A 23,217-nucleotide genomic window follows, 5' to 3' on the forward strand; every position below is an offset into this window, starting at 1 on the left:
AGCGGGTTGAGGGGGCTTTGGGTTCAGCATGCATCCCAATGAACTGTTCACTGAGAGCAATCGAAGCGCTGCGCAAGGTTTCGACAAGCTCAACCCGAACGGATATTTCAAGTTCTAAGAATCTGCTCAATAAAAAGCAGGGCGCATTATCGCTATCGCCCTGTAACCAAATCCCCACCAGAGCGACGCCTAAAATCCGTCCGGTGAACCCAACCGACTCCACCACCGACGCCCCCCTGGCCTCGCGCCGTCCCATCCGTGACCTGCCCGACGAACTCATCAGCCAGATTGCGGCTGGTGAGGTGGTGGAGCGCCCCGCCTCGGTGGTGCGCGAGCTGGTGGACAACGCCCTGGACGCCGGGGCCACACAGATCACCGTGCGGCTGCTGGCCGGTGGGGTGCGGTTGATATCGGTCGAGGACGACGGCCTGGGCATTCCGCCCGAAGAACTGCCCGTGGCGCTGCGCCGCCATGCCACCAGCAAGATCACCAACCTGCACGACCTGGAAACCGTGGCCACCATGGGTTTTCGGGGCGAGGCGCTGGCGGCCATCAGCTCGGTATCGGAGATGGCCCTGCTCTCGCGCCCGCCCACGCAGGCCAGCGCCTTTTTGCTGGACGCCCGCAGCGGGGAGCTGCGCCCAGCCGCCCGCAGCCAGGGCACGACCATCGAGGTCAAAGAGCTGTTCTTCTCCACCCCCGCCCGCCGCAAGTTCTTGAAGACCGACGCCACCGAGCTGGCGCACTGCATTGAATCGGTGCGCCGCCACGCGCTGGCACGGCCCGATGTGGGCTTTGCCATCTGGCACGAGGGCAAGCTGGTGGAGCAGTGGCGCGCCACCTTTGTGCCCGGCGAGGGCCAGAGCCCCCTGGATGCGCAAGACGCACTGGCCCGCCGCCTCTCAGACGTGCTGGGCGAAGACTTTGTGCAGCAGTCCGTCACCGTGCAGCACCGCGTGGGGCCCGTCACCGTCACTGGCCGCGCAGGCCTGCCCGACGCCGCCCGCTCGCGGCCCGACCACCAGTACTGCTACGTCAACGGCCGCTTTGTGCGCGACAAGGTGCTCACCCACGCCGCCCGCGCCGCGTACGAGGACGTGCTGCATGGCCACAAACAGCCCATCTACGCGCTGTATGTCGAGATCGACCCCGCCCGCGTGGACGTGAACGTGCACCCCACCAAGATCGAAGTGCGCTTTCGGGACAGCCGCGAGGTGCACCAGGCCGTGCGCCACGCGGTCGAAAACGCACTGGCCGCGCCCCGCGCTGCGGCCCTGGCAGCGGCCAACGCCGCGCAAGCCGCTGGCGAAGGTGCGGCACCTGCGGCCCACACTGCAGACTTAGAACAAAAAAGGCCTCTAGCGCCCGCCTGGCAAGCGCAAGCAGCTATGAAATTTGAAGAACGTGGCCACCGCGTGCAAGACCTGCAGGCCCTGTGGGCGCCGCGCGAAACCCCTCCAGCAGCGGCACCAGATGCTGCGCTGGGCGGCCTGTGGGCGCCCTCGGCCCAGCCTGCGACCGTGCAGCCCGGCGAGGCCACGGCCCATGACACCGCCGCAGCCTCAATGGCCCCGGCCTCCGCTGCAGCAGGCGGGGCCGTGAGCCCCGCCACGGGCGATGCAACCCCCAGCGAGACCATGGCGTGGCCCGAGCAGCGCGGCGACAACGCATCTGCCTGGCCGCTGGGCCGCGCCGTAGCGCAGCTGCACGGCGTCTACATCCTGGCCGAGAACGCCCAGGGCATGGTGATTGTGGACATGCACGCCGCGCACGAACGCATCGTGTACGAACGCCTCAAGGCCCAGGTGGACAGCGGCGCCCGCATTGCCAGCCAGCCGCTGCTGATCCCCGCCACCTTTGCCGCCACGCCGCAGGAAGTGGCCACGGCCGAAGAATCGGCCGAGGTGCTGGCCACGCTGGGGCTGGAGGTGGTGCCCTTCTCGCCCAAAACCCTGGCCGTGCGCGCCGTGCCCACCACGCTGGCGCAGGGTGATGCCGTGGAGCTGGCCCGCAGCGTGCTGGCCGAGCTGGCCGCACACGACGCCACCACCGTGGTGCAACGCGCACGCAATGAAATCCTGGGCACCATGGCCTGCCACGGCGCCGTGCGGGCCAACCGCAAGCTCACGCTGGACGAAATGAACGCCCTGCTGCGGCAAATGGAAACCACCGACCGCAGCGACCAGTGCAACCACGGCCGCCCCACTTGGCGGCAGTTGTCGATGAAAGAGCTGGACGGGCTGTTTTTGCGCGGGCGCTGAGGCGGCGCACCGGCGCAGTCCTGTCCGCACCAGTTAGCCAGCTCAGGACTCGCGCATCTTCGCAAAGGCCGCCAGCTTCTCGTACTTACCGCTCTCTTCGGCCATGAAGCGGGTGATGTCTTCGCGCCCTGTGGCCAGCACCATGCCCGCGTCTTCCAGCTTCTTGCGCACGGCGGGGTCTTGCAGCGTGGCCTGCAGGTGGCTCGCCAGCAGCGCGGCCACGTCGGCGGGCAGGCCCTTGGGGGCCATCAGGGCGTACCAGCCCACCAGCTCATAGCCCTTGAGGGGCGCAAACTCCGTCATCGCGGGCACCTGGGGCAGGCTGCCCAGGCGCTGGGTGCTGCTCACGGCCAGTGCGGTGATGCGGCCGCTGCGGATGAAGGGCATGGCCGAGCTGGGCGACAGCACGGCAAAGTCCAGGCTGCCACCGGCCAGGTCGCTGGTGAGCGGCGCCACGCCCCGGTAGGGAATGTGCGTCATGTACACACCCGCCTTTTGCTTGAACAGCTCGCCCGCAAAGTGCAGCGTGGAGCCCACGCCCGAGCTGCCGTAGCTGTATTTGCCCGGGTTGCGCCGCAGCAGGTCCAGCAGCTCCGGGATGGACTTGATGCCCGTGTGCGGCGCAGCCGTGAGCACCACCGGGGCGGTGGCCATCATGCCGATAGGGGTGAAGTCCTTGAGCCCGTCGTAGCGCTGCGCGGGGTTGACCATGCGCGTTCCCACCAGTTCGTTGCTGGAGCCGACCAGCAGCGTGTACCCATCAGGCGCGGAGGTGGCCACGCGCTGCGCGGCAATCGCGCCCGCAGCGCCGCCCTGGTTGTCCACCACGGCCGTGGCCTTGATGCGCGGGGCCATGGCATCGGCCAGCACGCGGCCAATCAGATCCACCGAGCCCCCGGCGGGGTAGCCCACCACCAGCTTGATGGGCTTGGAGGGGTATGCCTGCGCATGCCCCGGCAGGGCCAGCCCGGCGGCGCCCAAGGCAGCCAGCGCGCGCAGCACGTCACGGCGGGATGAAGGGGTGCCGTGGAGTGCGTCGGCAGAGGTAAGGAAGTCGTTCATGGTCGTGGCTCGCAGAAGGGGGATGGAAAAGAGCGTCAGGCCGCCGCGTTGGCCGCCAGGAAGTGCTCGGTGAGCTGCACCCAGTACGAGGCCGCCACGGGCAGGATGCGGTCGTTGAAGTCGTAGCCCGGGTTGTGCACCATGCAGCCGCCCGTGCCATGGGTCTCGCCCACGCCGTTGCCCACGATGAGGTAGCTGCCCGGGCAGGCTTCGAGCATGAAAGAGAAGTCTTCGCTGCCCGTCAGGGGTTGCAGGTTGGGGATGAGGGCCTCCTCCCCCAGCCAGTCCACCACCACCTGGCGGGCGATGGCGGTGCAGGCGGGGTCGTTGACCAGCGCGGGGTAGCGCCAGCGGTACTCCACCTCGGCCTCGGCCCCCAGCGCAGCGGCCTGGGCATGGGCCAGCGCGGTGATGCGCTCACGCAGCTGCTGGCGCACCTCGGGCCGGTAGGCGCGCACCGACAGGCGCAGTTCCACCTCGTTCGGGATCACGTTGGGCGCATCGCCCGCATGGATGGCGCCCACGGTGACCACGGCCATGTCGCGCGGGTCCACATTGCGCGACACCACGGTTTGCAACGCCAGAATCAAATGGGCCGAGGCCACGACCGGGTCCCACGACAAATGGGGCGCCGAGCCATGCCCGCCCTTGCCGCGCACCTTGATGATGACGGTGTCAGACGACGCCATGAACGAGCCCGGCATGAAGCCAAACTGCCCTGCGGGGAAGCCCGGCATGTTGTGCAGCGCAAAGATGGCATCGCACGGAAACAGCTGAAACAGGCCGTCTTCCACCATCTTGCGCCCCCCGCCCAGGCCCTCCTCGGCGGGCTGGAAGATCAGGTGCAGCGTGCCATCAAAAGGCCGCGTCTGGGCCAGGTGGCGCGCTGCGGCCAGCAGCGTGGCGGTGTGCCCATCGTGCCCGCAGGCGTGCATCTTGCCCGCGTGGCGGCTGGCGTAGGGCAGGCCCGTGGCCTCGTGGATGGGCAGCGCGTCCATGTCGGCCCGCAGGCCCAGGCGCTTGCTGCCCTGGCCCACACGCAGCGTGCCCACCACGCCCGTGCCGCCCAGGCCACGGTGCACCTCGTAGCCCCAGGCGGTCAGGCGCTCGGCCACCAGGTCGCTGGTGGCAAATTCTTCAAAAGCCAGCTCGGGGTGGGCGTGGATGTGGTGGCGCAGGGCCACCATCTCGGTCTCCAGCGCGCGGATGCCGGGCAGCACGGCGGTTTGCAAAAGGTCTTGGGTCATGCGGCGCAGTCTAGGCAGCGCCTGGCAGCGGCAGAAGACCAGCATTGCTTGGCCCGACAAGCTGCGCCATGCCCCTGCAGACCCAAGGCACAGAAAGTGCATCATCCCAGGCATGGACGCCACGCGCACGCCCCCTCACCTGTCGATGAAGCTGCACCAGATCCGCTACCTGGTGGCACTGGCCGAGTGCGGCAGCGTGCGGGCCGCAGCGCGCACCCTGGGCGTGACGCAAGCCGCCGTGACCCAGGGCCTACGCGAGCTGGAAGAGGCCCACCGCCTGCCACTGTTCCAGCGCCACAGCAGTGGCATGGTGCTCACGGCTGCGGGGCAGGTGCTGCTGCGGCACGCCCAACTCGTCACCGGCCAGCTGGAGCAAGCAGAGGCCGAGATGGCCGCGCTGCGCGACCCGCAGGCCCACATCCGCCTGTCTGTGGCCGTCACGCCCTGGATTGCCCACAGCCTGCTGCCCCCGGTGCTGGCCAGCTTCCGTGCCGAGCTGCCCCAGGTGCGGCTGGAGCTGTTCGAGGGCCTGTCGGCCGTGGCCCTGCCCCGCCTGCGCGAGGGCAGCATCGACTTGCTGATTGGCCGCGTGCCCACCGGCAGCGCCGCACAAGACCTGCATGCCACGCCGCTGTTTCGCTACGAGGCGGCCGTGGTGGCGCGCACCGGGCACCCGTTGGTGCAAGCCCGGTCGCTGCACGAGTTGCACGACTGCGACTGGCTGCTGAACTACACGCCCAGCGAAGAAAGCGCCATTTTCGAAAAGCTGTTTTTGCGGCACGGCATCGCGGTGCCCACCCGGCGCATCCACCTGGTGCACTCGGCATCGCTGCTGCTGCACCTGGTGGCGCACAGCGACATGGTGTCGTTTTGCCCCTGGCCGCTGATAGAGACCGAAGGCCCCCACGGCCGCATCGCGCCGCTGCGGCTGCAGGAACCCTTTGAGCCCCACACCGCCGGGGTGCTACAGCGCGGCCACGGCCCCCTGCCCTTTGCAGCGCAGCGGTTTGTGGCGCACCTGCTGCAACAGGTGCACGCCTGCCAGCACACGGCCGACCCGCAGTTGCAGCGGGTGTTCCGCTCGATCGACGTGCTGGATTAAGAACCTACTCAAAGACAACGGCCATGCAGGCGGTGGGCTTGCATGGCCGTTGGTGCTGCGTGCCGCGCTGCGGCACGCGCTCATCCGGTGCCCGGTATCAGTTGTCCCGCGCAGCCTTGGCCGTGTCGGCAAAGTCGCTGAACACTCCGTCCACACCCAGGTTGAAGAACAGCTTGTACTCGGCCTTGGGGTCGCCCTTGAAGTCCGAGGCCAGGCGCTTGGCTTCGTTGCGGAAGGTGTAGGCGTGCACAAACAGGCCGGCCGCGTGGGCATCCTTCACCACCGAGGTGGCGGGCATCATCACGCGGTCGCGCTCGTCGATCTTGCCGTCGCCATTCAGGTCGTCGGCCTTGCCATCGTTGTTGGCGTCCACTTGCTTGGAGGGGATCAGGTAAGGCTTCCAGGGGCCAATGCCGTCAGCGTAGGTCTTGACTTCCTTGAGGCCTGCGGGGGTGAGCAGGCTGGCGAAGGTGCGGGCATCACCGGCCACCGCAAAGTCGTAGGGCTTGTCGTACGGGGCCACCAGCGACATGGTGCCATTGGGGTTCACATCGTCAGCATCGACCAATTGCACCAGGCGGATTTGCGTCTTGGTGCGCAGGTACTTGAGGTTGGACACCTCAAACGACTGCACGATCACTGGCGAAGCCTTGGTGGTGTAGCCGTATTTGGCCAGGATGGTGAGCAGGCGGTCTTCCAGCGGCAGGCCCAGCTTGGCGTGGAAGGTGGGGTGCTTGGTCTCAGGGTACACGCCCACGGTGCGGCCCGCTTTGGCGCCTTCGGTCTTGGCCAGGTCCAGCACTTCTTCCAGGGTCGGAATCGAGAATTTGCCGTTGTACGACTGATCGCGGTCCGACAGGGGCTGCACGGCGCGCAGGGTCTTGATTTCGGCCAGGGTGAAGTCCGAAACAAACCAGCCTTCTTCTTCCACGCCATCGACCACCTTCTTGGTCTTGCGGCTGGCAAATTCAGCGCGGGTGGAGACATCGGTGGTGCCCGTGATGTTGGGCTCATGGCGGGCGACCAGCACGCCGTCCTTGGTGGCGACCAGGTCGGGTTCGATGAAGTCGGCACCCATGTCGATGGCGAGCTTGTAGCCCTCCAGCGTGTGGTCAGGCCGGTAACCGGCCGTGCCCCGGTGGCCAATCACCAAAGGGGTCTCGCCGTTGAGCGTGGGGTAGCTGGGGCTGTCGTTGCCGCCGCAGGCCGCCAGGGCCAGCGCGGCGGCCAGGGCCAGCGCAGCGGGCCGAATGCCATGGGGAATGCCCCGGGCAATGTCTTTGGAAATGCGATCGATGTAGGTGTGCATTGCGGTTCTCCTCGTTGTATGTGATCCCAGCGGCGCACTGTGGGCCCGCCTTGTGACAGCGCCATGACGGTGTGCCAGCCGTGTCATGTGCCAGACATACCCACAGCATCAAAGCACCAAAACAGAGCAAAAACAGAAGGCAAAAGCACCAAAACAATGCAATCTGCCTATCGAATCACCAAGTTTGTGCATTACCTTATGACGGTTTGACATAATTTGGTGCGCAGCGCCTTGCCTGTTGTTTTGATGCAGAAAGCCTTTTCCGACATGAAATACGAATCCGTGGACAGCTTCCTCTCCCAGGTCTCTCTTCGCAATCCGGGTCAGCCCGAGTTTCTGCAAGCTGTCACAGAGGTGATGGAAAGCCTGTGGCCTTTCATCCAGAAGACCCCCCGCTACGCTGAGCACGGCCTGCTGGAGCGCCTGGTAGAGCCCGAGCGCACGGTGATGTTTCGCGTGTCGTGGGTGGACGACCACGGCAGCGTGCAGGTCAACCGGGGCTACCGCATCCAGCACAGCATGGCGATTGGCCCCTACAAGGGCGGGCTGCGTTTTCACCCCTCGGTGAACCTGTCGGTGCTGAAGTTTTTGGCGTTTGAGCAGACCTTCAAGAACGCACTGACCACCCTGCCCATGGGCGGCGGCAAGGGCGGCAGCGACTTTGACCCCAAGGGCAAGAGCGCGGGCGAGGTGATGCGGTTTTGCCAGGCCTTTGTGACCGAGCTGTACCGCCATGTGGGCCCCGACACCGATGTGCCCGCAGGCGACATCGGCGTGGGCGGCCGCGAGGTGGGCTTCATGGCAGGCATGTACAAAAAGCTGGCCAACAACGCGGCCAGCGTGTTCACGGGCAAGGGCCTGTCGTTTGGCGGCTCACTGATCCGCCCCGAGGCCACTGGCTACGGCACGGTGTACTTTGCGCAAGAAATGCTCAAGACACGTGGCCGCTCGTTTGATGGGCTGCGCGTGTCGGTCTCTGGCTCGGGCAATGTGGCGCAATACGCGGTGGAAAAAGCCATGGAGCTGGGCGCCAAGGTGATCACGGTGTCGGATTCGAGCGGCACCATCGTGGACGAAGACGGCTTTACCGCCGAGAAGCTGGCCATCTTGATGGACGTGAAAAACCACCACTATGGCCGCGTGAGCGACTACGCCCAGCGCACGGGTGTGAAGTTTGAAGCGGGTGTGCGCCCCTGGCATGTGAAGGTGGATGTGGCCCTGCCCTGCGCCACCCAAAATGAGTTGGACGCCAACGACGCCAAGCTGCTCATCCAAAACGGCGTGCTGTGCGTGGCCGAAGGCGCCAACATGCCCTCGACCATCGAAGCGGCCAAGGCCTTTGAAGCCGCAGGCGTGCTGTATGCGCCCGGCAAGGCCAGCAACGCAGGCGGCGTGGCCACCTCGGGCCTGGAGATGAGCCAGAACTCGGCCCGCCTGTCGTGGCCGCGCGAAGAAGTGGACGCACGCCTGCTGCAAATTATGCAGGGCATTCACACCGCCTGCCTGCGCTACGGCCAGCGCGCCGATGGCAGCGTGAGCTACATCGACGGCGCCAACGTGGCGGGCTTTGTGAAAGTGGCCGACGCCATGCTGGCCCAGGGCGTGGTGTAACGCACAGGCCCTCAGGGCCGCCAAGCAAGGGGGCTACAGGAACCTGTTCCAAGCCCCCTTTTTCATTTGGCCGACCACTCCAATGCCAGTATGCTGGCCGACAGTCTCCCGCCTGAGGCCAAGAACACCTTCGTGGCCCCGGCGGTGCAACCCGTGAAGGAACACAGCGCATGGAAATTTTCAACTTCCTGAACCTCATGGTCGAAAAAGGTGGCTCGGACCTGTTCTTCAGCGTGGGCGCGCCCGTCAACGTGAAGATCGAGGGCATCACCCACCCGCTCAAGATGCCTGCGCTGTTGCCGGGCCAGGTCAAGCAGCTGGCGTACTCGATCATGAACGAGCGCCAGATCAGCGAGTTCGAGGCCAAGCAGGAGATGAACCTGTCCATCTCGGCCGAGAACCTGGGGCGCTTTCGGGTGAATGTGTTTGTGCAGCGCGGCGAGACCGGCATGGTGGTGCGCTACATCAAGAACAAAATCCCGCCGCTGGCCGCCCTGGGCCTGCCCCCGGTGCTGGAGAAGCTGGTCATGCTCAAGCGCGGGCTGGTGCTGGTGACGGGCGCCACGGGCTCGGGCAAGTCCACCACGCTGGCGTCCATGCTCAACTTCCGCAACGAGAACACCACGGGCCACATCCTCACCATCGAGGACCCGCTGGAGTTTTTGCACTCGCACAAGCTCTCGGTGGTCGACCAGCGCGAGGTTGGCATCGACACCCAGTCGTACGAAGAAGCGCTGAAAAACGCGCTGCGCGAGGCGCCCGACGTGATCATGATCGGCGAGATCCGCGACCGCAACACCATGAAGCAGGCCATTGCCTATGCCGAGACGGGGCACCTGTGCCTGTCGACCCTGCACGCCAACAACGCCAACCAGGCCATGGAGCGGGTGATCAACTTCTTCCCGGAAGACGCGCACCACCAACTGCTGATGGACCTGAGCCTGAACCTGGCGGGCGTGGTGTCGCAGCGGCTCATCCCCGGCCTGCATGAAAAGCTGGTGCCTGCGGTCGAGGTCATGCTCACCTCGCCCTACATTGCCGACCTGATTGGCAAGGGCGAGTTTTCGGGCATCAAGGAGGCCATGGGCCACAGCACCGAAATCGGCATGTGCACCTTTGACCAGGCGCTGTACAAGCTCTACACCGAAGGCCGCATTGCGCTGGATGAGGCCCTGCACAACGCCGACTCGCGCACCGACCTGGCGCTGCGCGTGCGCCTGGCGGCAGGGGTCAACACCTCAGACGCCGGGGATTTGACCATTGAGCCCACATCGCCCCAGCACCGGGCTTCGCAGCATTTTTGATGCGTCTGCAGGTGTGATCCCGCAATACCCGTTCGGGCTGAGCCTGTCGAAGCCGGGGCGCCCCCCCAAACCGCGTAGGTCGGGTTAGCCCGCAAGGGCGTAACCCGACGCCCACAGGGCACGCAGCGCTAACGTCGGGTTGCACTGAGGCAACGTCGGGTTACGCTGCGCTAACCCGACCTACACGGCTGAGTTTGCCCACGCCCCGCGCAGCACTTCGACAAGCTCAGCGTGAACGGGTGGCTGTGGATGGATACCTACCCATGAGCGTCAAAGCACCAGAACTTTCTGCCCCTGGGCCGACTCAGTCGCTTTCATGAGACGCACGCCCCTCTTCATCGCCCTGGCCGCCGCCGTGGCCATCACCGCCGGTTGCGCCACGCTGGACGCCAAGCAGCGCGAATGGATCTTCCAGCCCAGCGACCGCAGCTGGGGCGGTGCCCAGTCCACCGAAGACATGCAGGACGTGTGGATCGAATTCCAGTCAACCACCACTGGCCGGGCCGAGCGCCTGCACAGCCTGTGGATGCCGCAGCCGCGCGCCGGCGCGCCCGTGCTGCTGTACCTGCACGGCGCACGCTGGAACGTGGCGGGCTCGTCTGGCCGCATAAGGCGCATGCACGAGCTGGGCTTTTCGGTGCTGGCGATTGACTACCGGGGCTTTGGCAAAAGCAGCGCGGGCCTGCCCTCCGAGGTGACCGCCGCCGAAGACGCCCGCGCCGCTTGGCAGTGGCTGGCGCAGCAGCACCCCGATGCGCCCCGCTACATCTTCGGCCACTCGCTGGGCGGCGCCATCGCCATCGAGCTGGCCCGCAGTGTGGACGACGAACGGGGCACCCTGGTGGAGGGCACCTTCACCAGCATCGCCGATGTGGTGAGCACCTTCCGCTGGGGCTGGCTGCCGGTGTCGCCCCTCATCACCCAGCGCTTTGAATCGGTGCGCAAGGTGGCAGACATTGGGTCGCCCCTGCTGGTGGTGCACGGTAGCGAGGACACCCTCATCCAGCCCGCCTTGGGCCGCAAGCTGTTTGAAGCCGCCCAGGAGCCCAAGCAGTTCATCCTGGTGGAAGGCGGCTCGCACCACAACACCAACGCCGTGGGCCAGGGGCAATACCGGCAGGCGCTGGCCTCGCTGTTTCAGATCAAAGCCCCCTGAATCCAGCGGGCATCCACCCGTCCGCAGAGGGGCTCTCCAGCCTCCCCATCTGGTACCCTCAGCCGGTTATGTCTGCCCCTTCTGCCACCGCAGGCGCTGCGCCGCTCACGCCTGCCACGCCGCCTTCGCCCACCCCCGGCCTGGCCATTCTGGTGCTGGCCCTGCTGCTGAGCATCCAGCCCGTCACCACCGACCTGTACCTGCCCGCGCTGCCCGCCCTCACCCGCGACCTGGGGGCCACCGTGGCCGCAGGCCAGCTCACGCTCAGCGCGCTGCTGCTGGCCTTTGGCTGCTCGCAACTGGTGTGGGGCCCACTGTCTGACCGCTTTGGCCGCCGCCCGGTGCTGCTGGCAGGCCTGGGCATTTACACCGCCGCCTCGGTGGCCAGTGCCCTGGCGCCCAGCATGGGCATGCTGATCGTGTGGCGCGTGCTGCAAGGCGCTGCCATGGGCGCGGTGGTGATGTGCGCCCGCGCCATCGTGCGCGACCTGTACACGCCGCTGACCGGGGCACGCGCCATGTCCAAAGCCCTGACGGGGCTGGGCGTGGTGGCCTGCCTGTGCGCTCCCCTGGGCGGCATGCTGGCGCAGTGGCTGGGCTGGCGCGCCGCGCTGCTAGCCCTCACGGCCTACGCGGTGGGCACGCTGGCCCTGGTGGCCCTGCGCATGCCCGAAACCGTGCAGCACAAAAACCCGCAGGCACTGCAGCCTGCCACCCTGCTGCGCACCTGGCGGCAGGTGCTGGGGCACCCCACGTTCTGGGCGTTTTCGCTGCTCACCAGCGCCACCTATGGCGGGCTGTTCACCTTTTTGGCCGCATCGTCGTTTGTGTTCATCGAGGTGCTGCAGCTCACGCGCACCGAATATGGCTGGATGCTGCTGTCCACCAGCGCGGCGTATTTTGTGGGCACCTTCTTGTGCCGCTATCTGCTCGCGCGCCTGGGGCTGCGCCGCACCGTGGCGGTGGCCGGGGGCATGAGCCTGCTGGGGGGCTGCGGCATGGCGCTGGTGGCACTGGCGGGCTGGCACCAGCCAGTGGCGCTGCTGGCGCCGTTTTACCTGTTCATGCTGGGCCACGGCATCCACCAGCCCTGCGGGCAAACGGGCTCGGTCGGGCCGTTTCCGCAGGCGGCGGGCGTGGCCTCGGCCCTCAATGGTTTTGTGATGATGCTGGCCGCCTTTGCCACGGGCGGCTGGATTGGCGCCCACCTCAACGGCACCATCTGGCCGCTGATCTACGGCGTGCTGTTTTGGTCGGTGGTGCTAGGCGCCACGTCCTGGACTTTGGTACAAAAATTTGGAGAACCGCGACATGCTGCCTGAACACCTGCCTAACATTGCGCTGGCAGGCCCCACCGCCTCGGGCAAAACCGCTGGGGCGCTGGCCCTGGCAGCGGTGCTGGGGCGGCGCATGCCGGTCGAGATCATCAGCGTGGACTCGGCCCTGGTCTACCGGGGCATGGACATTGGCACCGCCAAGCCCACGGCGGCAGAGCGCGCCGCCGTGCCCCACCACCTCATCGACATCCGCGACCCGTTGCAGGCTTACAGCGCCGCCGAGTTTGTGCAAGACGCCACCCGCCTCATCGCCGAGATCCGCGCACGCGGTGCCCTGCCCCTGCTGGTGGGCGGCACCATGCTGTACTTCAAGGCGCTGATCGACGGCATTGACGACATGCCCGCCGCCGACCCCGAGGTGCGCGCCCAGCTCGAAGCCCAGGCCCAGGCCATTGGCTGGCCCGGCATGCACGCTGAGCTGGCCAAGGTAGACCCCACCACCGCCGCCCGCCTGGCGCCGGGCGACAGCCAGCGCATCCAGCGTGCGCTGGAGGTGTGGCATGTGTCCGGCCAGCCGCTGTCGAGCTTTCACACTACAAAAAAAGGAGCTGCCAGCGCAAGCGCAGCAAGCGCTACAGCCCTTTTTTCTTTAGAACCCGACCACCGCGCCTGGCTGCACGAGCGCATTGCCCAGCGGTTTGACGCCATGCTGGCCGCAGGCTTTATGGACGAGGTGCGCGGCCTGCGCGCACGCGGCGACCTGCATGCCGACCTGCCATCGATGCGCTGCGTGGGCTACCGGCAAGCGTGGGACGAGCTGGACTACCAGGCCCGCAAAGGGCCCGATGCGCCGCTGAACATCGCCCACTTTCGCGAGCGCGGCATCGTTGCCACGCGCCAGCTGGCCAAGCGCCAGGTGACCTGGCTGCGCAGCATGCCCGAGCGCCACGCCATCGCCTGCGACCACCCCACCGCCGTGGCCTCGCTGGTGCAGGCCGTGCTGCAGCGGCTGGACCAGGCAGACAAGCCAGCCGCCGCATTCAAAGAAGCCAGCGCCTGAGCGCAAAGCCCCAACGGCCCTTTATCCCCTTGGCGCAATCCCCTGTTGGCCCCTCTGCCCACCCCGCGACTGCCCACCAGCCCACCCGCCCATGCCCGCCCACACGCTGAGCCCCACGCCCACCCTGTCCGTCCAGCACCTGGGCAAGCACTACGGCAGCACAGCGGTGTTTTCGCGGGTGGACTTCAGCGTAGCGCCCGGTGAGTTTGTGGCCATCGTGGGCGACTCGGGCGTGGGCAAGTCCACCCTGCTCAACTGCCTGGCCGGGCTGGACCAGTGGGACCAGGGCGACATCACCTACACCGCCCAGGGTGGCACCAGCACCCGCCTGGCGGACCTGGACGACACCGCCCGCGCCCTGTGGCGGCGCGCCCATGTGGGCTTTGTGTTCCAGGCCTTCCACGTGCTGCCGCACCTGGACGTGGCGCAAAACGTGGCCCTGCCGCTGATGCTGCTGGGCCAGACAGACCCAGCGCGTGTGAAAAAAATGCTCGATGCCGTAGGCCTGGGCACGCTGGGCAACCGCCTGCCGCAGCAACTGAGCGGCGGGCAACTGCAGCGCGTGGCCATCGCCCGCGCCCTGGTACACCGCCCCGGCCTGCTGCTGGCCGACGAGCCCACGGGCAACCTGGACCCCACCACGGCAGCTTTGGTCATGGACCTGCTGCTGGCCCAGACGCGCGAGCACGGCGCATCGCTGGTGCTGGTCACGCACTCAGACGCCGCTGCAGCCCGGGCCGACCGGGTACTGCGACTGACGGCCAGCGGCATGGTGGGCTGAGCCTGCCTACGCGTTCCACCGCCTCGCGCAGCGCTTCGACAAGCTCAGCGTGAACGGTCGGGGGAAGGCGCACCCCAAAGCCCCGCCCCACACGTTCAGACTGAGCCCGTCGAAGCCAGGGCACATCACCCCACCCGTTCGGGCTGGGCCCGCCATGGCACGGATCTCTTGGAACCCCAAATACCCGTTCGGGCTGAGCCCGTCGAAGCCGGGGCACGCCCACCCAGACCTCGTAGGTCGGGTTAGCCCGCAAGGGCGTAACCCGACGCCCACAGGGCACGCAGCGTTGACGTCGGGTTACGCTGCGCTAACCCGACCTACACAGCTGAATCTACCCACGCGTCGCACAGTGCAGCGCTTCGACAAGCTCAGCGTGAACGGTTGGGGAAAGCACATGCCCCCCAGCCCCCCATCCACTGGGGCTGAGCCTGCGATGGCCTGGGCCGCTTTGAACCAGCACTTTGAACTAGCCCACCCGTTCGAGCCTGTCGAAGCCAGGGCACACCCCACGCCAGCGGCACAATGCCCCCATGCTCGCACTGCTTCGCACCTTCTCGTGGCAAGACCTGCGCCACCACCCCTGGCGCAGCGCCGCCGCCGTGGCTGCCGTCATGCTGGGCGTGGCGCTGGCGTTTGCCGTGCACGTCATCAACGCATCGGCGCTGGACGAGTTTTCGCAGGCCGTGCGCGCCGTCAACGGCCAGCCCGATCTGGAAGTGCGCGCCATGCAGGGCACGTTGGGCGAAGACCTGTTTGCCCAGATCGCCAACCACCCCGACGTGGCCCGCGCCAACCCCGTGCTGGAAGCCACGGCCATGGCCCGCCCTGCAGCACCCACTGCATCCACAGCCCCCACCGAGGCACAAGCCCCCTCCAACGACGCCATCCCCCTGCGCCTGCTGGGGGCCGATGCCCTGCTGCTGCCCGCCATGGCCCCGGCCCTCATGCCCCGCCCGTGGGAAGGCGCGGCACGCGATGCACTGTTTGCCCCCGCCACCGTCTACCTCAACCCCGCCGCCCTGCAGGCGCTGGGCGTGCCGCCCGAGGGCACCCAGCCCCGCCCCACACTGCAACTGCAAACCGGCCTGCAAACCCTGACCGTGCAAGTGGCAGGCACCGTGAGCGCCCCCGGCGCACCGCTGGCGGTGATGGACATTGGGGCCGCGCAAGATCTGCTGGGCCGCGTGGGCTACCTCACCCGCATCGACCTGCAACTGCAGCCCGGCACCGACCGCAGCGCCTTCAGGCAAGCGCTGCAAGCCCTGCCCGGCTGGCCCGCACAAGCCACCCTGGCCGAGCCGGGCGATGCGGCGCAGCGGGTGAGCAACCTGTCTCGCGCGTACCGCGTGAACCTGACGGTGCTGGCGCTGGTGGCGCTGTTCACCGGGGCGTTTTTGGTGTTCTCGGTGCTGGCCCTCAGCGTGGCACAGCGCGGGCCGCAGTTTGCGCTGCTGGCGGTGCTGGGCGCTACGCCGCGCCAGCGGCTGGCGCTGGTGCTGGCCGAATCGGCCCTGCTGGGCGTGGTGGGCAGCCTGGCCGGGCTGGCGCTGGGCACGGCCCTGGCCAGCGCGGCGTTGCAGTTGCTGGGCGGCGACCTGGGCGGTGGCTACTTTGCCGGGGTGCAGCCCCGCCTGCAATGGAGCTTGAGCGCCGCCCTGCTGTACGGCAGCCTGGGCGTGGCCGCTGCGGTGGCTGGCGGCTGGTGGCCCGCCCGCGCCGCGCAGGCCCTGCCCCCGGCCCAGACCCTCAAAGGCCTGGGCAGCGCCAGCGGGCGCGCTGGGCGGGGCTGGGTTGGTATGGTTTTGATAGCTGCCAGCGCTGGTTTGGCGGCGCTTCCGCCCGTTTTTGGCATTCCTTTGGCGGCCTATGTAGCGATTGGCCTGCTGCTGGTGGGCGGCATTGCGCTGCTGCCCTGGGGCGTGGCCTGGCTGCTGCAACGTCTGCAGCCGCTGGCCGTGCGCCACCCGCTCACCCTGCTGGCGCTGGAACGCGCCCGCCGCATGCGCGGCACCGCCGCCATTGCCGTGGGCGGCGTGGTGGCCAGCCTGAGCCTGGCCGTGGCGCTGACGGTGATGGTGGCCAGCTTTCGCGGCTCGGTCATCCAGTGGCTGGACGCGGTGCTGCCCTCGCCGCTGTACGTGCGCTCGGCCCTACAAGCTGCGGGCGGCGACGCCGCCCTGCTGCCCCCCGGCTTTGCCGAAGCAGTGGCCCGCCTGCCGGGCATCGACAAGGTATCGCCCCTGCGCACCAGCCCCCTGCAACTGAGCGCCGCCCGCACCGCCCTCACAGTGCTGAGCCGCCCGCTGGGCAACGACCCCGCCCAGGTGCTGCCCCTCACCGGCCCCGCCCTGCCTGTGCCTGCGGGGCAGATCGGCGTGTATGTGAGCGAGGCGGTGGTGGACCTGTATGGCGTGCACCCCGGCCAGGCGTGGCCCGAGCTTTCCAAGGCTTTTATGCCTGTAGCGCCGGATAAACAAGCGCAAGCAGCTACGTTTTTTATAGCAGGCGTGTGGCGTGACTATGTGCGTCAGACCGGGGCCCTCACCCTCGACAGCGCCGCCTACCAGCGCCTGACGGGCGACACCCGCATCAGTGACCTGGCCCTGTGGCCTGCCGAGGGGGTGGACTTGGCCGTGCTGCAGGCGAACATTCGCAGCCTAGCCCAGCCATCAGCTTCACAACCCGGCGCGTCCTCCGGGGAAAGGGCCGACACATCGCCCCAAACCTCGTCCGCAGCAGCCGATGGAGCGCGGCCAAACGGCACAAGCAGCGATCACCCCAACGGCGCGGCCAACCCATCCCCCAGCCTCATCGAATTTGTTTCCGCCCAATCCATCCGCGAACGCTCCCTGCAAATCTTCGACCGCAGCTTCGCCGTCACCTACTGGCTGCAGGCCGTAGCCATCGGCATCGGCCTCTTCGGCGTGGCCGCCAGCTTCAGCGCCCAGGTGCTGGCGCGCCGCAAAGAGTTCGGCCTGCTCGCCCACCTGGGCCTCACCCGCCGCCAGATCCTGGCCGTGGTGGCGGGCGAAGGCGCGGCGTGGACGGGCATTGGTGCCATCGCTGGCGTGCTGCTGGGCCTGGCTGTGTCGGTAGTGCTGGTGCACGTGGTCAACCCACAGAGCTTTCACTGGACGATGGAGATGAACATCCCTGCGCCGCGGTTGTGGGCGCTGTGCGCTGCGGTGGTGGTGTCGGGGACGGTGACTGCGTGGCTGGCTGGGCGGGCAGCGGCGGGGAGGGATGCGGTGATGGCGGTGAAAGAGGATTGGTGAGGGCTAACTGGCAACTGAAGCAGCCGACTCAAGTAACCTTAGCAACTCTGCGTCACCCCACTCAGAAGCTCATTTCTCAGGCGCTGCAAAACACATGTCTTTAGCTCACATGAACAAAGCAAAGAAATCCATCCTTGCCATTGGATTATTTTTCTCAGCCGCCAACGTCGCGTTAAAAATCATCGGAAATTTACTGGACGGAGAAGCTAATGCGCTCAGCCCCAACCTGATCTGGACGGCCATCTTTTGGTTTTTTGGCGGTGTACTTATCGGCTCCTTTGTTCAGAAAAGTCGGGCCAAATGAATTTAGTAGCCTTGCAAGCCCGCTGCAACACCGTTCTGCTCTAAACCAAGCAGGTAAGCCAAAGAATCACGGCGAAGCCCGTCTTACATACCACCGCAATGAAGTCACTCTTTTCACGGTCAGAGAAAATATTCGCCTGCACAGTCGCAGTGGTTTTTTTGTTTGCGGCAGTTTGGGGTACTTGGCTTGAACCCGACTCCAATCCCCTCCCTGGGTTTCGAGCTATCTCCAAGAATCTATGGGCAGCATGGCCAGGAGCCGCTTTGAGCGTCTACATTGCCTTTGTTGTTTCTGTTTCTCGCAAGTCCTCAGCCGCCTCGCTTCTTTTCCTGTCGGGATTCACGGCCTGCGCATTCCTCAGCCTCGTTGCTTTCGTGTCCTCCGGAGCTGCGGTAGGTCTCGCTTTTCTGTCGAGCATGCTCTATCGGAAGGTAGCGGCCACATTGTGAGAGATTCCTTCTGATCTCATGCCAGTTAAAGCCCCCAGATCGGGCCAACAAGGCAAGTACCCAAAAATTTGCAAGACCAATTGCCGTCGAGATTGAACCGTCTTCAGCATTACGGCAAGACACAACCAATCCTCCATGACTCAGACTCCCTCCCCCTGGCTCCACGAAGCCTTCGCCTAAATCGAAGCCGACTACCAGAGCGACGCCAAACTAATACTGCTGCGGCGGTTGCGAGCCAATTTGCTTCAACGGAAAAGTCCATGACCAAACATTTGTCCGCACGCGCAAAGCGTAGAGAAGAGCTCCTCTCAGGCGAAATGATCCATCGCGTCATGGCAAACACATTTCCACGCCGCAACGACTTTGGCCAAGGCTCGTTCGAGGAGCTTGTACCTGAGCTTGCCAAATTTGGCATTACAACGCTGGGCAAATTCCAGCGGCTGATGATCAAGCACCGCAAAGAACTACTTCGAATTGACCGTGATCGACTCAGCCCCGCAGAGGAGCGCCAATATGTCGAGTGGTGGGGCGCAGCATTCGTCAAAGACGCCGTGCGCAGACAATATTGGTTTGCCTATCCGGGCCTGGTCCGTATCGCAGCCGAACTAGAGTTCGGTGAGGGCGCAGCCATTACCGCAACAGAGCTCGACCATGGAGATGGACCTTGATACGCTGCCTCCCATCGGTCAGCACTGACATTGGGTTGCCAGACAGGTAACGTCCAATCCAAGCATCGTAATTCGACTACACGCCTTCATTCTGTCTACTCCCATGAACCTCCCCTCCCCCTGGCTCCACGAAGCCATCGCCCGCATCGAAGCCGATTACCAGCGCAGCGCCGATACGCACCTGATCCCGCTGCGCCTGCCCGCCTTTGCTGCGCACGGCATTGACCTGTACCTCAAGGACGAGTCCACGCACCCCACGGGCAGCCTGAAGCACCGGCTGGCGCGGTCGCTGTTTTTGTATGCGCTGTGCAATGGCTGGCTGCATGAGGGCTCGACGGTGGTGGAGGCGTCGAGCGGCTCCACCGCAGTGAGCGAGGCCTACTTTGCGCGGCTGCTGGGCCTGCCATTTGTGGCGGTGATGCCGCGCAGCACCTCGCCCGAGAAGATTGCGCAGATCGAGTTTCACGGTGGGCGCTGCCACTTGGTGGGCAGTGCGGGCCAGGTGTATGAGGAGGCCCGCGCCATTGCGGCGGAGACAGGCGGGCATTACATGGACCAGTTCACCTATGCCGAGCGGGCCACCGACTGGCGGGGCAACAACAACATTGCCGAGAGCATGTTCACCCAGATGGCGCGCGAGCGGCACCCGGTGCCGCGCTGGATTGTGGTGGGCGCAGGCACGGGCGGCACCAGCGCCACCATTGGCCGCTATGTGCGCTACCAGCGGCACGCCACGCAGGTGTGTGTGGCCGACCCGGCGGGCTCGGTGTTCAGCGCTTATCACCGCACAGGCGATGCCAGCCTGACGGCCCCCGGCTCGCGCATTGAGGGCATTGGCCGCCCACGGGTGGAGCCCAGCTTTGTCCGCACGCTGGTAGACCGCATGGTGGATGTGGCCGATGTGGATTCGGTCGCGGCCATGCGGGTGCTGTCGCAACTGCTGGGGCGGCGCGTGGGGCCGTCCACCGGCACCAACTTTGTGGCCATGCTCACGCTGGCGCATGGGATGCGGGAGCGGGGCGAGAGCGGCTCCATCTTGTCGCTGCTGTGCGATGCAGGCGAGCGCTATTTGCCTACGTACTACAACTGCGACTGGGTGTCGGGCACGATGGGTGACTGCACCGAGGCGCAGGCGCGCATTGCTGCGCTGCTGGATTGATCGGCACAACGGCGAACGAACCAGATGCCGATGCGTGCGCAGCCACCCATGCCAGCACCTGCAATGGTGCGGGCCCTTTCGCGCCGCAGGTGGCTGGCCTGGGCGCTGGGGGCGATGGGTGCCGGGGCTGTGCCACTGGCCCGGGCACTGCCTGCGCGCGAGCTGCAGTTTCCGCGTGACCATGGCAGCCACCCCGAGCTGCGCACCGAGTGGTGGTACATCACCGGCTACGCCACGGCCGGGGGGCGTCCGTTTGGGTTTCAGGTGACGTTTTTCCGATCGCGCATGGATGCGACGCAGGGCATGCAGTCGGCCTTTGCGGCCAAGCAACTGCTGTTTGCCCATGCGGCCGTGACCGATGTGCAGGGCCGCCGCTTGCTGCACGACCAGCGCATGGCGCGGGCCGGGTTTGGGGTGGCAGAGGCCAGCGAGGCCGATACCGCCGTGCGGCTGCGGGACTGGGGCCTGCAGCGGCAGGACACGGCGCGGGGGAAGCCCGACACAGCCACCAGCCGCTACACCACCCAGGTGGTGGGCGAGCACTTTGGCCTGCAGCTGCAGTTTGACGCCACCCAGCCCTTGCTGTTGCAGGGCCAACAAGGGCTGTCGCGCAAAGGGCCGCAGGCAGCGCAGGCCAGCTACTACTACAGCCAGCCGCAGTTGGCGGTGAGCGGCCGCCTGGTGCTGGACGGGCGCACACTGCCCATCGACACCCAGCAGCCCGCCCGTGCCTGGATGGACCATGAGTGGAGCGAGGCCCTGCTGGCCAACGATGCCGTGGGCTGGGACTGGATCGGCATGAACCTGCTGGACGGCAGCGCGCTCACGGCCTTCAGTCTGCGGCGGGCCGATGGCACGGCGCTGTGGGCGGGCGGGTCGTTCAGGGCCGTGGGCCAGGCCCCCCGCGTGTTCACCGCCACCGAGGTGGCCTGGCGCCCGCTGCGCTGGTGGACCAGCCCCGAGAGCGGCGCCCGCTACGCGGTGCTGTGGGAGGTGCAAACCCCCGTGGGTACCTACACCGTGGCGGCGGTGCTGGACGCGCAGGAGCTGGACAGCAGCGCATCGACCGGGGCGGTGTATTGGGAGGGTTTGTCAGACCTGACACATGCCGATGGCAACGTGGCGGGGCGTGGGTATCTGGAGATGACGGGGTACACCCGGGCCATGCGGCTTTGAGCGCAGGGCTGGGGTGCGGTGGAGCGCTATGGCCCCCGCCCCAACGAGCCACTGACCAATTTCAATGAATAAGAGCCTGCGGCGGGTGGCCGCAGGCTCTTTGGGATGGCATTTAGCCGAATGAATCAGGCTGCGATTCAGTCCCTGGACAGCGCCAAGGCCTGACCCCGCTGGGGCGATGCGCTGCCACCCCATGCAGCCGCGCCACCGTGGTCGAGCTTGAAGCCTGCCACAGCATCGGCCAGCGCCACCGCTTGGTGCTGCAGCGACTGGGCGGCGGCCGTGGCCTCTTCGACCAAAGCGGCGTTCTGCTGGGTGGACTGGTCCATCAGCGTGACGGCGCTGCCAATTTCGGCAATGCCGGTGCTTTGCTCCTGGCTGGCCAGGCTGATGTCGGCCACGATGGTGGTGACTTTACGCACGCTTTCCACCACCTTGTCCATGGTCGCGCCTGCCTCTTGCACCAGCTTGCTGCCCGCATCCACTTGCGAGGCCGATTCGCTGATCAGCTCCTTGATCTCTTTGGCGGCCGTGGCGCTGCGCTGGGCCAGCGTACGCACTTCAGAGGCCACTACCGCGAAGCCACGCCCTTGCTCACCAGCGCGGGCCGCCTCGACGGCGGCGTTCAGGGCCAGGATATTGGTCTGGAAGGCAATGCCGTCAATCACACCAATGATGTCCACGATCTTGCGAGCCGAGGCATCGATGCCGCCCATAGTCTGCACCACCTGCCCCACCACGGTGCTGGCGTGCGATGCGACCTGCGATGCGCCAGTGGCCAGGTCGTTGGCCTGGCGGGCGTTGGCAGCGTTTTGCTGCACGGTGGCGGTCAGCTGCTCCATGGCGGCGGCGGTTTCTTCGAGGGAGCCCGCCTGTTGTTCGGTGCGCGCTGACAGATCGTGGTTGCCGCTGGCAATCTCAGTAGAGGCCAGCCGCACGGACTCGGACGATTCACGGATGCTCACCAGCACCTTGGCGATCTTGTCCACAAACTGGTTGAACGAGGCGGCGATGGTGGCCAACTCGTCATTGCCCTCGGTGGCCAAGCGGCGGGTCAGATCACCCTCGCCCGAGGCAATGTCGCGCAAGGCATCGCTCACCAACCCCAGGCGGCGCAGCTGGCGGCTGACCGCCACCGTCAGCAAGGCCACGGCCACCAGCACACTCAGCACGGTGATGACGGCGGCAATCTGCAGCATGACGGTGACGCCATGCGTGGCCTCGGCGCGGTCAATCGCAATCGCCAGCGTCCAGGGCGTGCCCTCGACCTTGGCGGCATACAGCATCTGGTCGGCGCCATCGATCAGCACATCGGCGCGGGCACTGTCAGCGGCCAACTTGGTCAACAAAGCGGCGTCCACGCCTTTGGCAATGTCGGATGCGGGCTTGAGCGAGAGGTCGGCCTTGGGGTGCGCCAGCAGCTTGCCTTCGCCGTCAATCAGGAACGCAAAGCTTTTGGAGATAGGACGGATGGCGGCGACCTTCTTGGTCACAGTGTCCAGGTGCATGTCGGTACCGACCACGGCGGTGGGCTGCCCGGTAGGCCCCACGGGCTCGACAAAGCTGATGGTGAGCTTGCCCGTGCTTGCATCCACGTAGGCCGGGGTCAAGGCTGGCCCCCCGGTTTGCACGGCCTGCTTGTACCAAGGGCGGGCCGTTCCGTCGTAGCCATCGGGCATGGGGTGGGCAAAGATGTTGCGCTTGTCGGCGTAGACAAAATACGTGTCGTCAAACGCCCCTGCCTGCTTGGCAGCCAGCAAAAATGGCACCGGCTCTGCCTGGCCCACGGCCAGTTTCAATGAGCTGGTGATGCGCTGCTTCTCTCGCACCCACTCCGCCAGTTCGTTGGCATGGGATCGGGTGAGCTGGCCCACACGGTCGTCAATGCCGTTCAAGGTGTCTTTGCGAACCACCACAAAAGTGGCCAGCGCCAGCGTCAGGAGTGAAAACACCGTGATCGCAACGCAAATGGCAATCAGCCGTGCACGCAGTGTTTGAAACATGTGGAGCGCCTTG

General features: G+C 66.4%; 17 protein-coding genes. 13 read left to right on the forward strand and 4 right to left on the reverse strand.

Annotated elements, in window-relative coordinates; all coding sequences use genetic code 11:
• The first annotated feature begins 203 nt into the window (after positions 1 to 203).
• Positions 204 to 2,261 carry a DNA mismatch repair endonuclease MutL gene (mutL, locus tag CLU86_RS12480; protein ID WP_099741822.1) on the forward strand — a complete coding sequence of 686 codons (2,058 nt, stop codon included), beginning with the start codon at positions 204 to 206 and terminating at the stop codon, positions 2,259 to 2,261.
• A 42-nt stretch (positions 2,262 to 2,303) separates the two neighbouring features.
• On the opposite strand, the gene CLU86_RS12485 is transcribed toward mutL, so the two are convergent.
• Positions 2,304 to 3,323 carry a tripartite tricarboxylate transporter substrate binding protein gene (locus tag CLU86_RS12485; RefSeq protein ID WP_099741823.1) on the reverse strand — a complete coding sequence of 340 codons (1,020 nt, stop codon included), beginning with the start codon at positions 3,321 to 3,323 and terminating at the stop codon, positions 2,304 to 2,306.
• 35 nt (positions 3,324 to 3,358) lie between these two features.
• Entirely contained in the window at positions 3,359 to 4,570 is a 1,212-nt protein-coding gene (locus CLU86_RS12490) for a M20 aminoacylase family protein (RefSeq protein WP_099741824.1), read from the reverse strand.
• Between CLU86_RS12490 and CLU86_RS12495 the strand changes: the two genes are divergently transcribed.
• Positions 4,569 to 5,672 carry a LysR family transcriptional regulator gene (locus CLU86_RS12495; protein WP_233194985.1) on the forward strand — a complete coding sequence of 368 codons (1,104 nt, stop codon included), beginning with the start codon at positions 4,569 to 4,571 and terminating at the stop codon, positions 5,670 to 5,672. The two genes, CLU86_RS12490 and CLU86_RS12495, sit on opposite strands and share 2 nt — an antisense overlap.
• Positions 5,673 to 5,769: 97 nt before the next feature.
• Here CLU86_RS12495 and CLU86_RS12500 read toward each other — a convergent pair whose 3' ends face one another.
• On the reverse strand, positions 5,770 to 6,981 hold the full coding sequence (locus CLU86_RS12500; RefSeq protein ID WP_233194988.1) for a glycerophosphodiester phosphodiesterase: 1,212 nt from the start codon (positions 6,979 to 6,981) through the stop codon (positions 5,770 to 5,772).
• A 267-nt stretch (positions 6,982 to 7,248) separates the two neighbouring features.
• Between CLU86_RS12500 and gdhA the strand changes: the two genes are divergently transcribed.
• The 11 genes from gdhA to CLU86_RS12555 all read left to right on the forward strand — a co-directional run bounded on the left by gdhA (position 7,249) and on the right by CLU86_RS12555 (position 21,201).
• A complete protein-coding gene (gdhA, locus tag CLU86_RS12505) occupies positions 7,249 to 8,592 on the forward strand; it encodes an NADP-specific glutamate dehydrogenase (RefSeq protein WP_099743545.1) in 1,344 nt (447 codons plus the stop codon).
• 170 nt (positions 8,593 to 8,762) lie between these two features.
• Positions 8,763 to 9,896, forward strand: a complete 1,134-nt coding sequence (locus CLU86_RS12510; RefSeq protein WP_099741825.1) for a PilT/PilU family type 4a pilus ATPase — start codon at positions 8,763 to 8,765, stop codon at positions 9,894 to 9,896.
• A gap of 316 nt (positions 9,897 to 10,212) precedes the next feature.
• Positions 10,213 to 11,052: an alpha/beta hydrolase gene (locus CLU86_RS12515; protein ID WP_099741826.1), complete on the forward strand. Its 840-nt coding sequence runs from the start codon at positions 10,213 to 10,215 to the stop codon at positions 11,050 to 11,052.
• Between the two features lie 68 nt (positions 11,053 to 11,120).
• Positions 11,121 to 12,374, forward strand: coding sequence for a multidrug effflux MFS transporter (locus CLU86_RS12520; RefSeq protein WP_099741827.1), 1,254 nt, complete (start codon positions 11,121 to 11,123; stop codon positions 12,372 to 12,374).
• Positions 12,364 to 13,389 (forward strand): tRNA (adenosine(37)-N6)-dimethylallyltransferase MiaA, encoded by a 1,026-nt coding sequence (gene miaA / locus CLU86_RS12525; protein ID WP_099741828.1) that lies wholly within the window; start codon positions 12,364 to 12,366, stop codon positions 13,387 to 13,389. Before CLU86_RS12520 ends, miaA begins: the two co-directional genes overlap by 11 nt.
• 91 nt (positions 13,390 to 13,480) lie before the next feature.
• Positions 13,481 to 14,170, forward strand: a complete 690-nt coding sequence (locus CLU86_RS12530) for an ABC transporter ATP-binding protein (protein ID WP_099741829.1) — start codon at positions 13,481 to 13,483, stop codon at positions 14,168 to 14,170.
• A gap of 530 nt (positions 14,171 to 14,700) precedes the next feature.
• A complete protein-coding gene (locus CLU86_RS12535; RefSeq protein WP_099741830.1) occupies positions 14,701 to 17,445 on the forward strand; it encodes an FtsX-like permease family protein in 2,745 nt (914 codons plus the stop codon).
• A gap of 109 nt (positions 17,446 to 17,554) precedes the next feature.
• Positions 17,555 to 17,749, forward strand: coding sequence for a hypothetical protein (locus CLU86_RS12540; RefSeq protein ID WP_099741831.1), 195 nt, complete (start codon positions 17,555 to 17,557; stop codon positions 17,747 to 17,749).
• Positions 17,750 to 18,458: 709 nt separating this feature from the next.
• A complete protein-coding gene (locus tag CLU86_RS12545; RefSeq protein ID WP_099741832.1) occupies positions 18,459 to 18,866 on the forward strand; it encodes a hypothetical protein in 408 nt (135 codons plus the stop codon).
• 103 nt (positions 18,867 to 18,969) lie between these two features.
• A complete protein-coding gene (locus tag CLU86_RS12550; protein WP_099741833.1) occupies positions 18,970 to 20,025 on the forward strand; it encodes a PLP-dependent cysteine synthase family protein in 1,056 nt (351 codons plus the stop codon).
• A 48-nt stretch (positions 20,026 to 20,073) separates the two neighbouring features.
• Positions 20,074 to 21,201 carry a lipocalin-like domain-containing protein gene (locus CLU86_RS12555; RefSeq protein WP_369803822.1) on the forward strand — a complete coding sequence of 376 codons (1,128 nt, stop codon included), beginning with the start codon at positions 20,074 to 20,076 and terminating at the stop codon, positions 21,199 to 21,201.
• Between the two features lie 137 nt (positions 21,202 to 21,338).
• Here the strand turns inward: CLU86_RS12555 and CLU86_RS12560 are convergent, their stop codons facing one another.
• Positions 21,339 to 23,204: a methyl-accepting chemotaxis protein gene (locus CLU86_RS12560; protein WP_099656368.1), complete on the reverse strand. Its 1,866-nt coding sequence runs from the start codon at positions 23,202 to 23,204 to the stop codon at positions 21,339 to 21,341.
• Between the last annotated feature and the right edge of the window lie 13 nt (positions 23,205 to 23,217).

Source organism: Acidovorax sp. 62, assembly GCF_002754495.1.
In the GTDB taxonomy this organism is placed as follows: Bacteria; Pseudomonadota; Gammaproteobacteria; order Burkholderiales; family Burkholderiaceae_C; genus Acidovorax.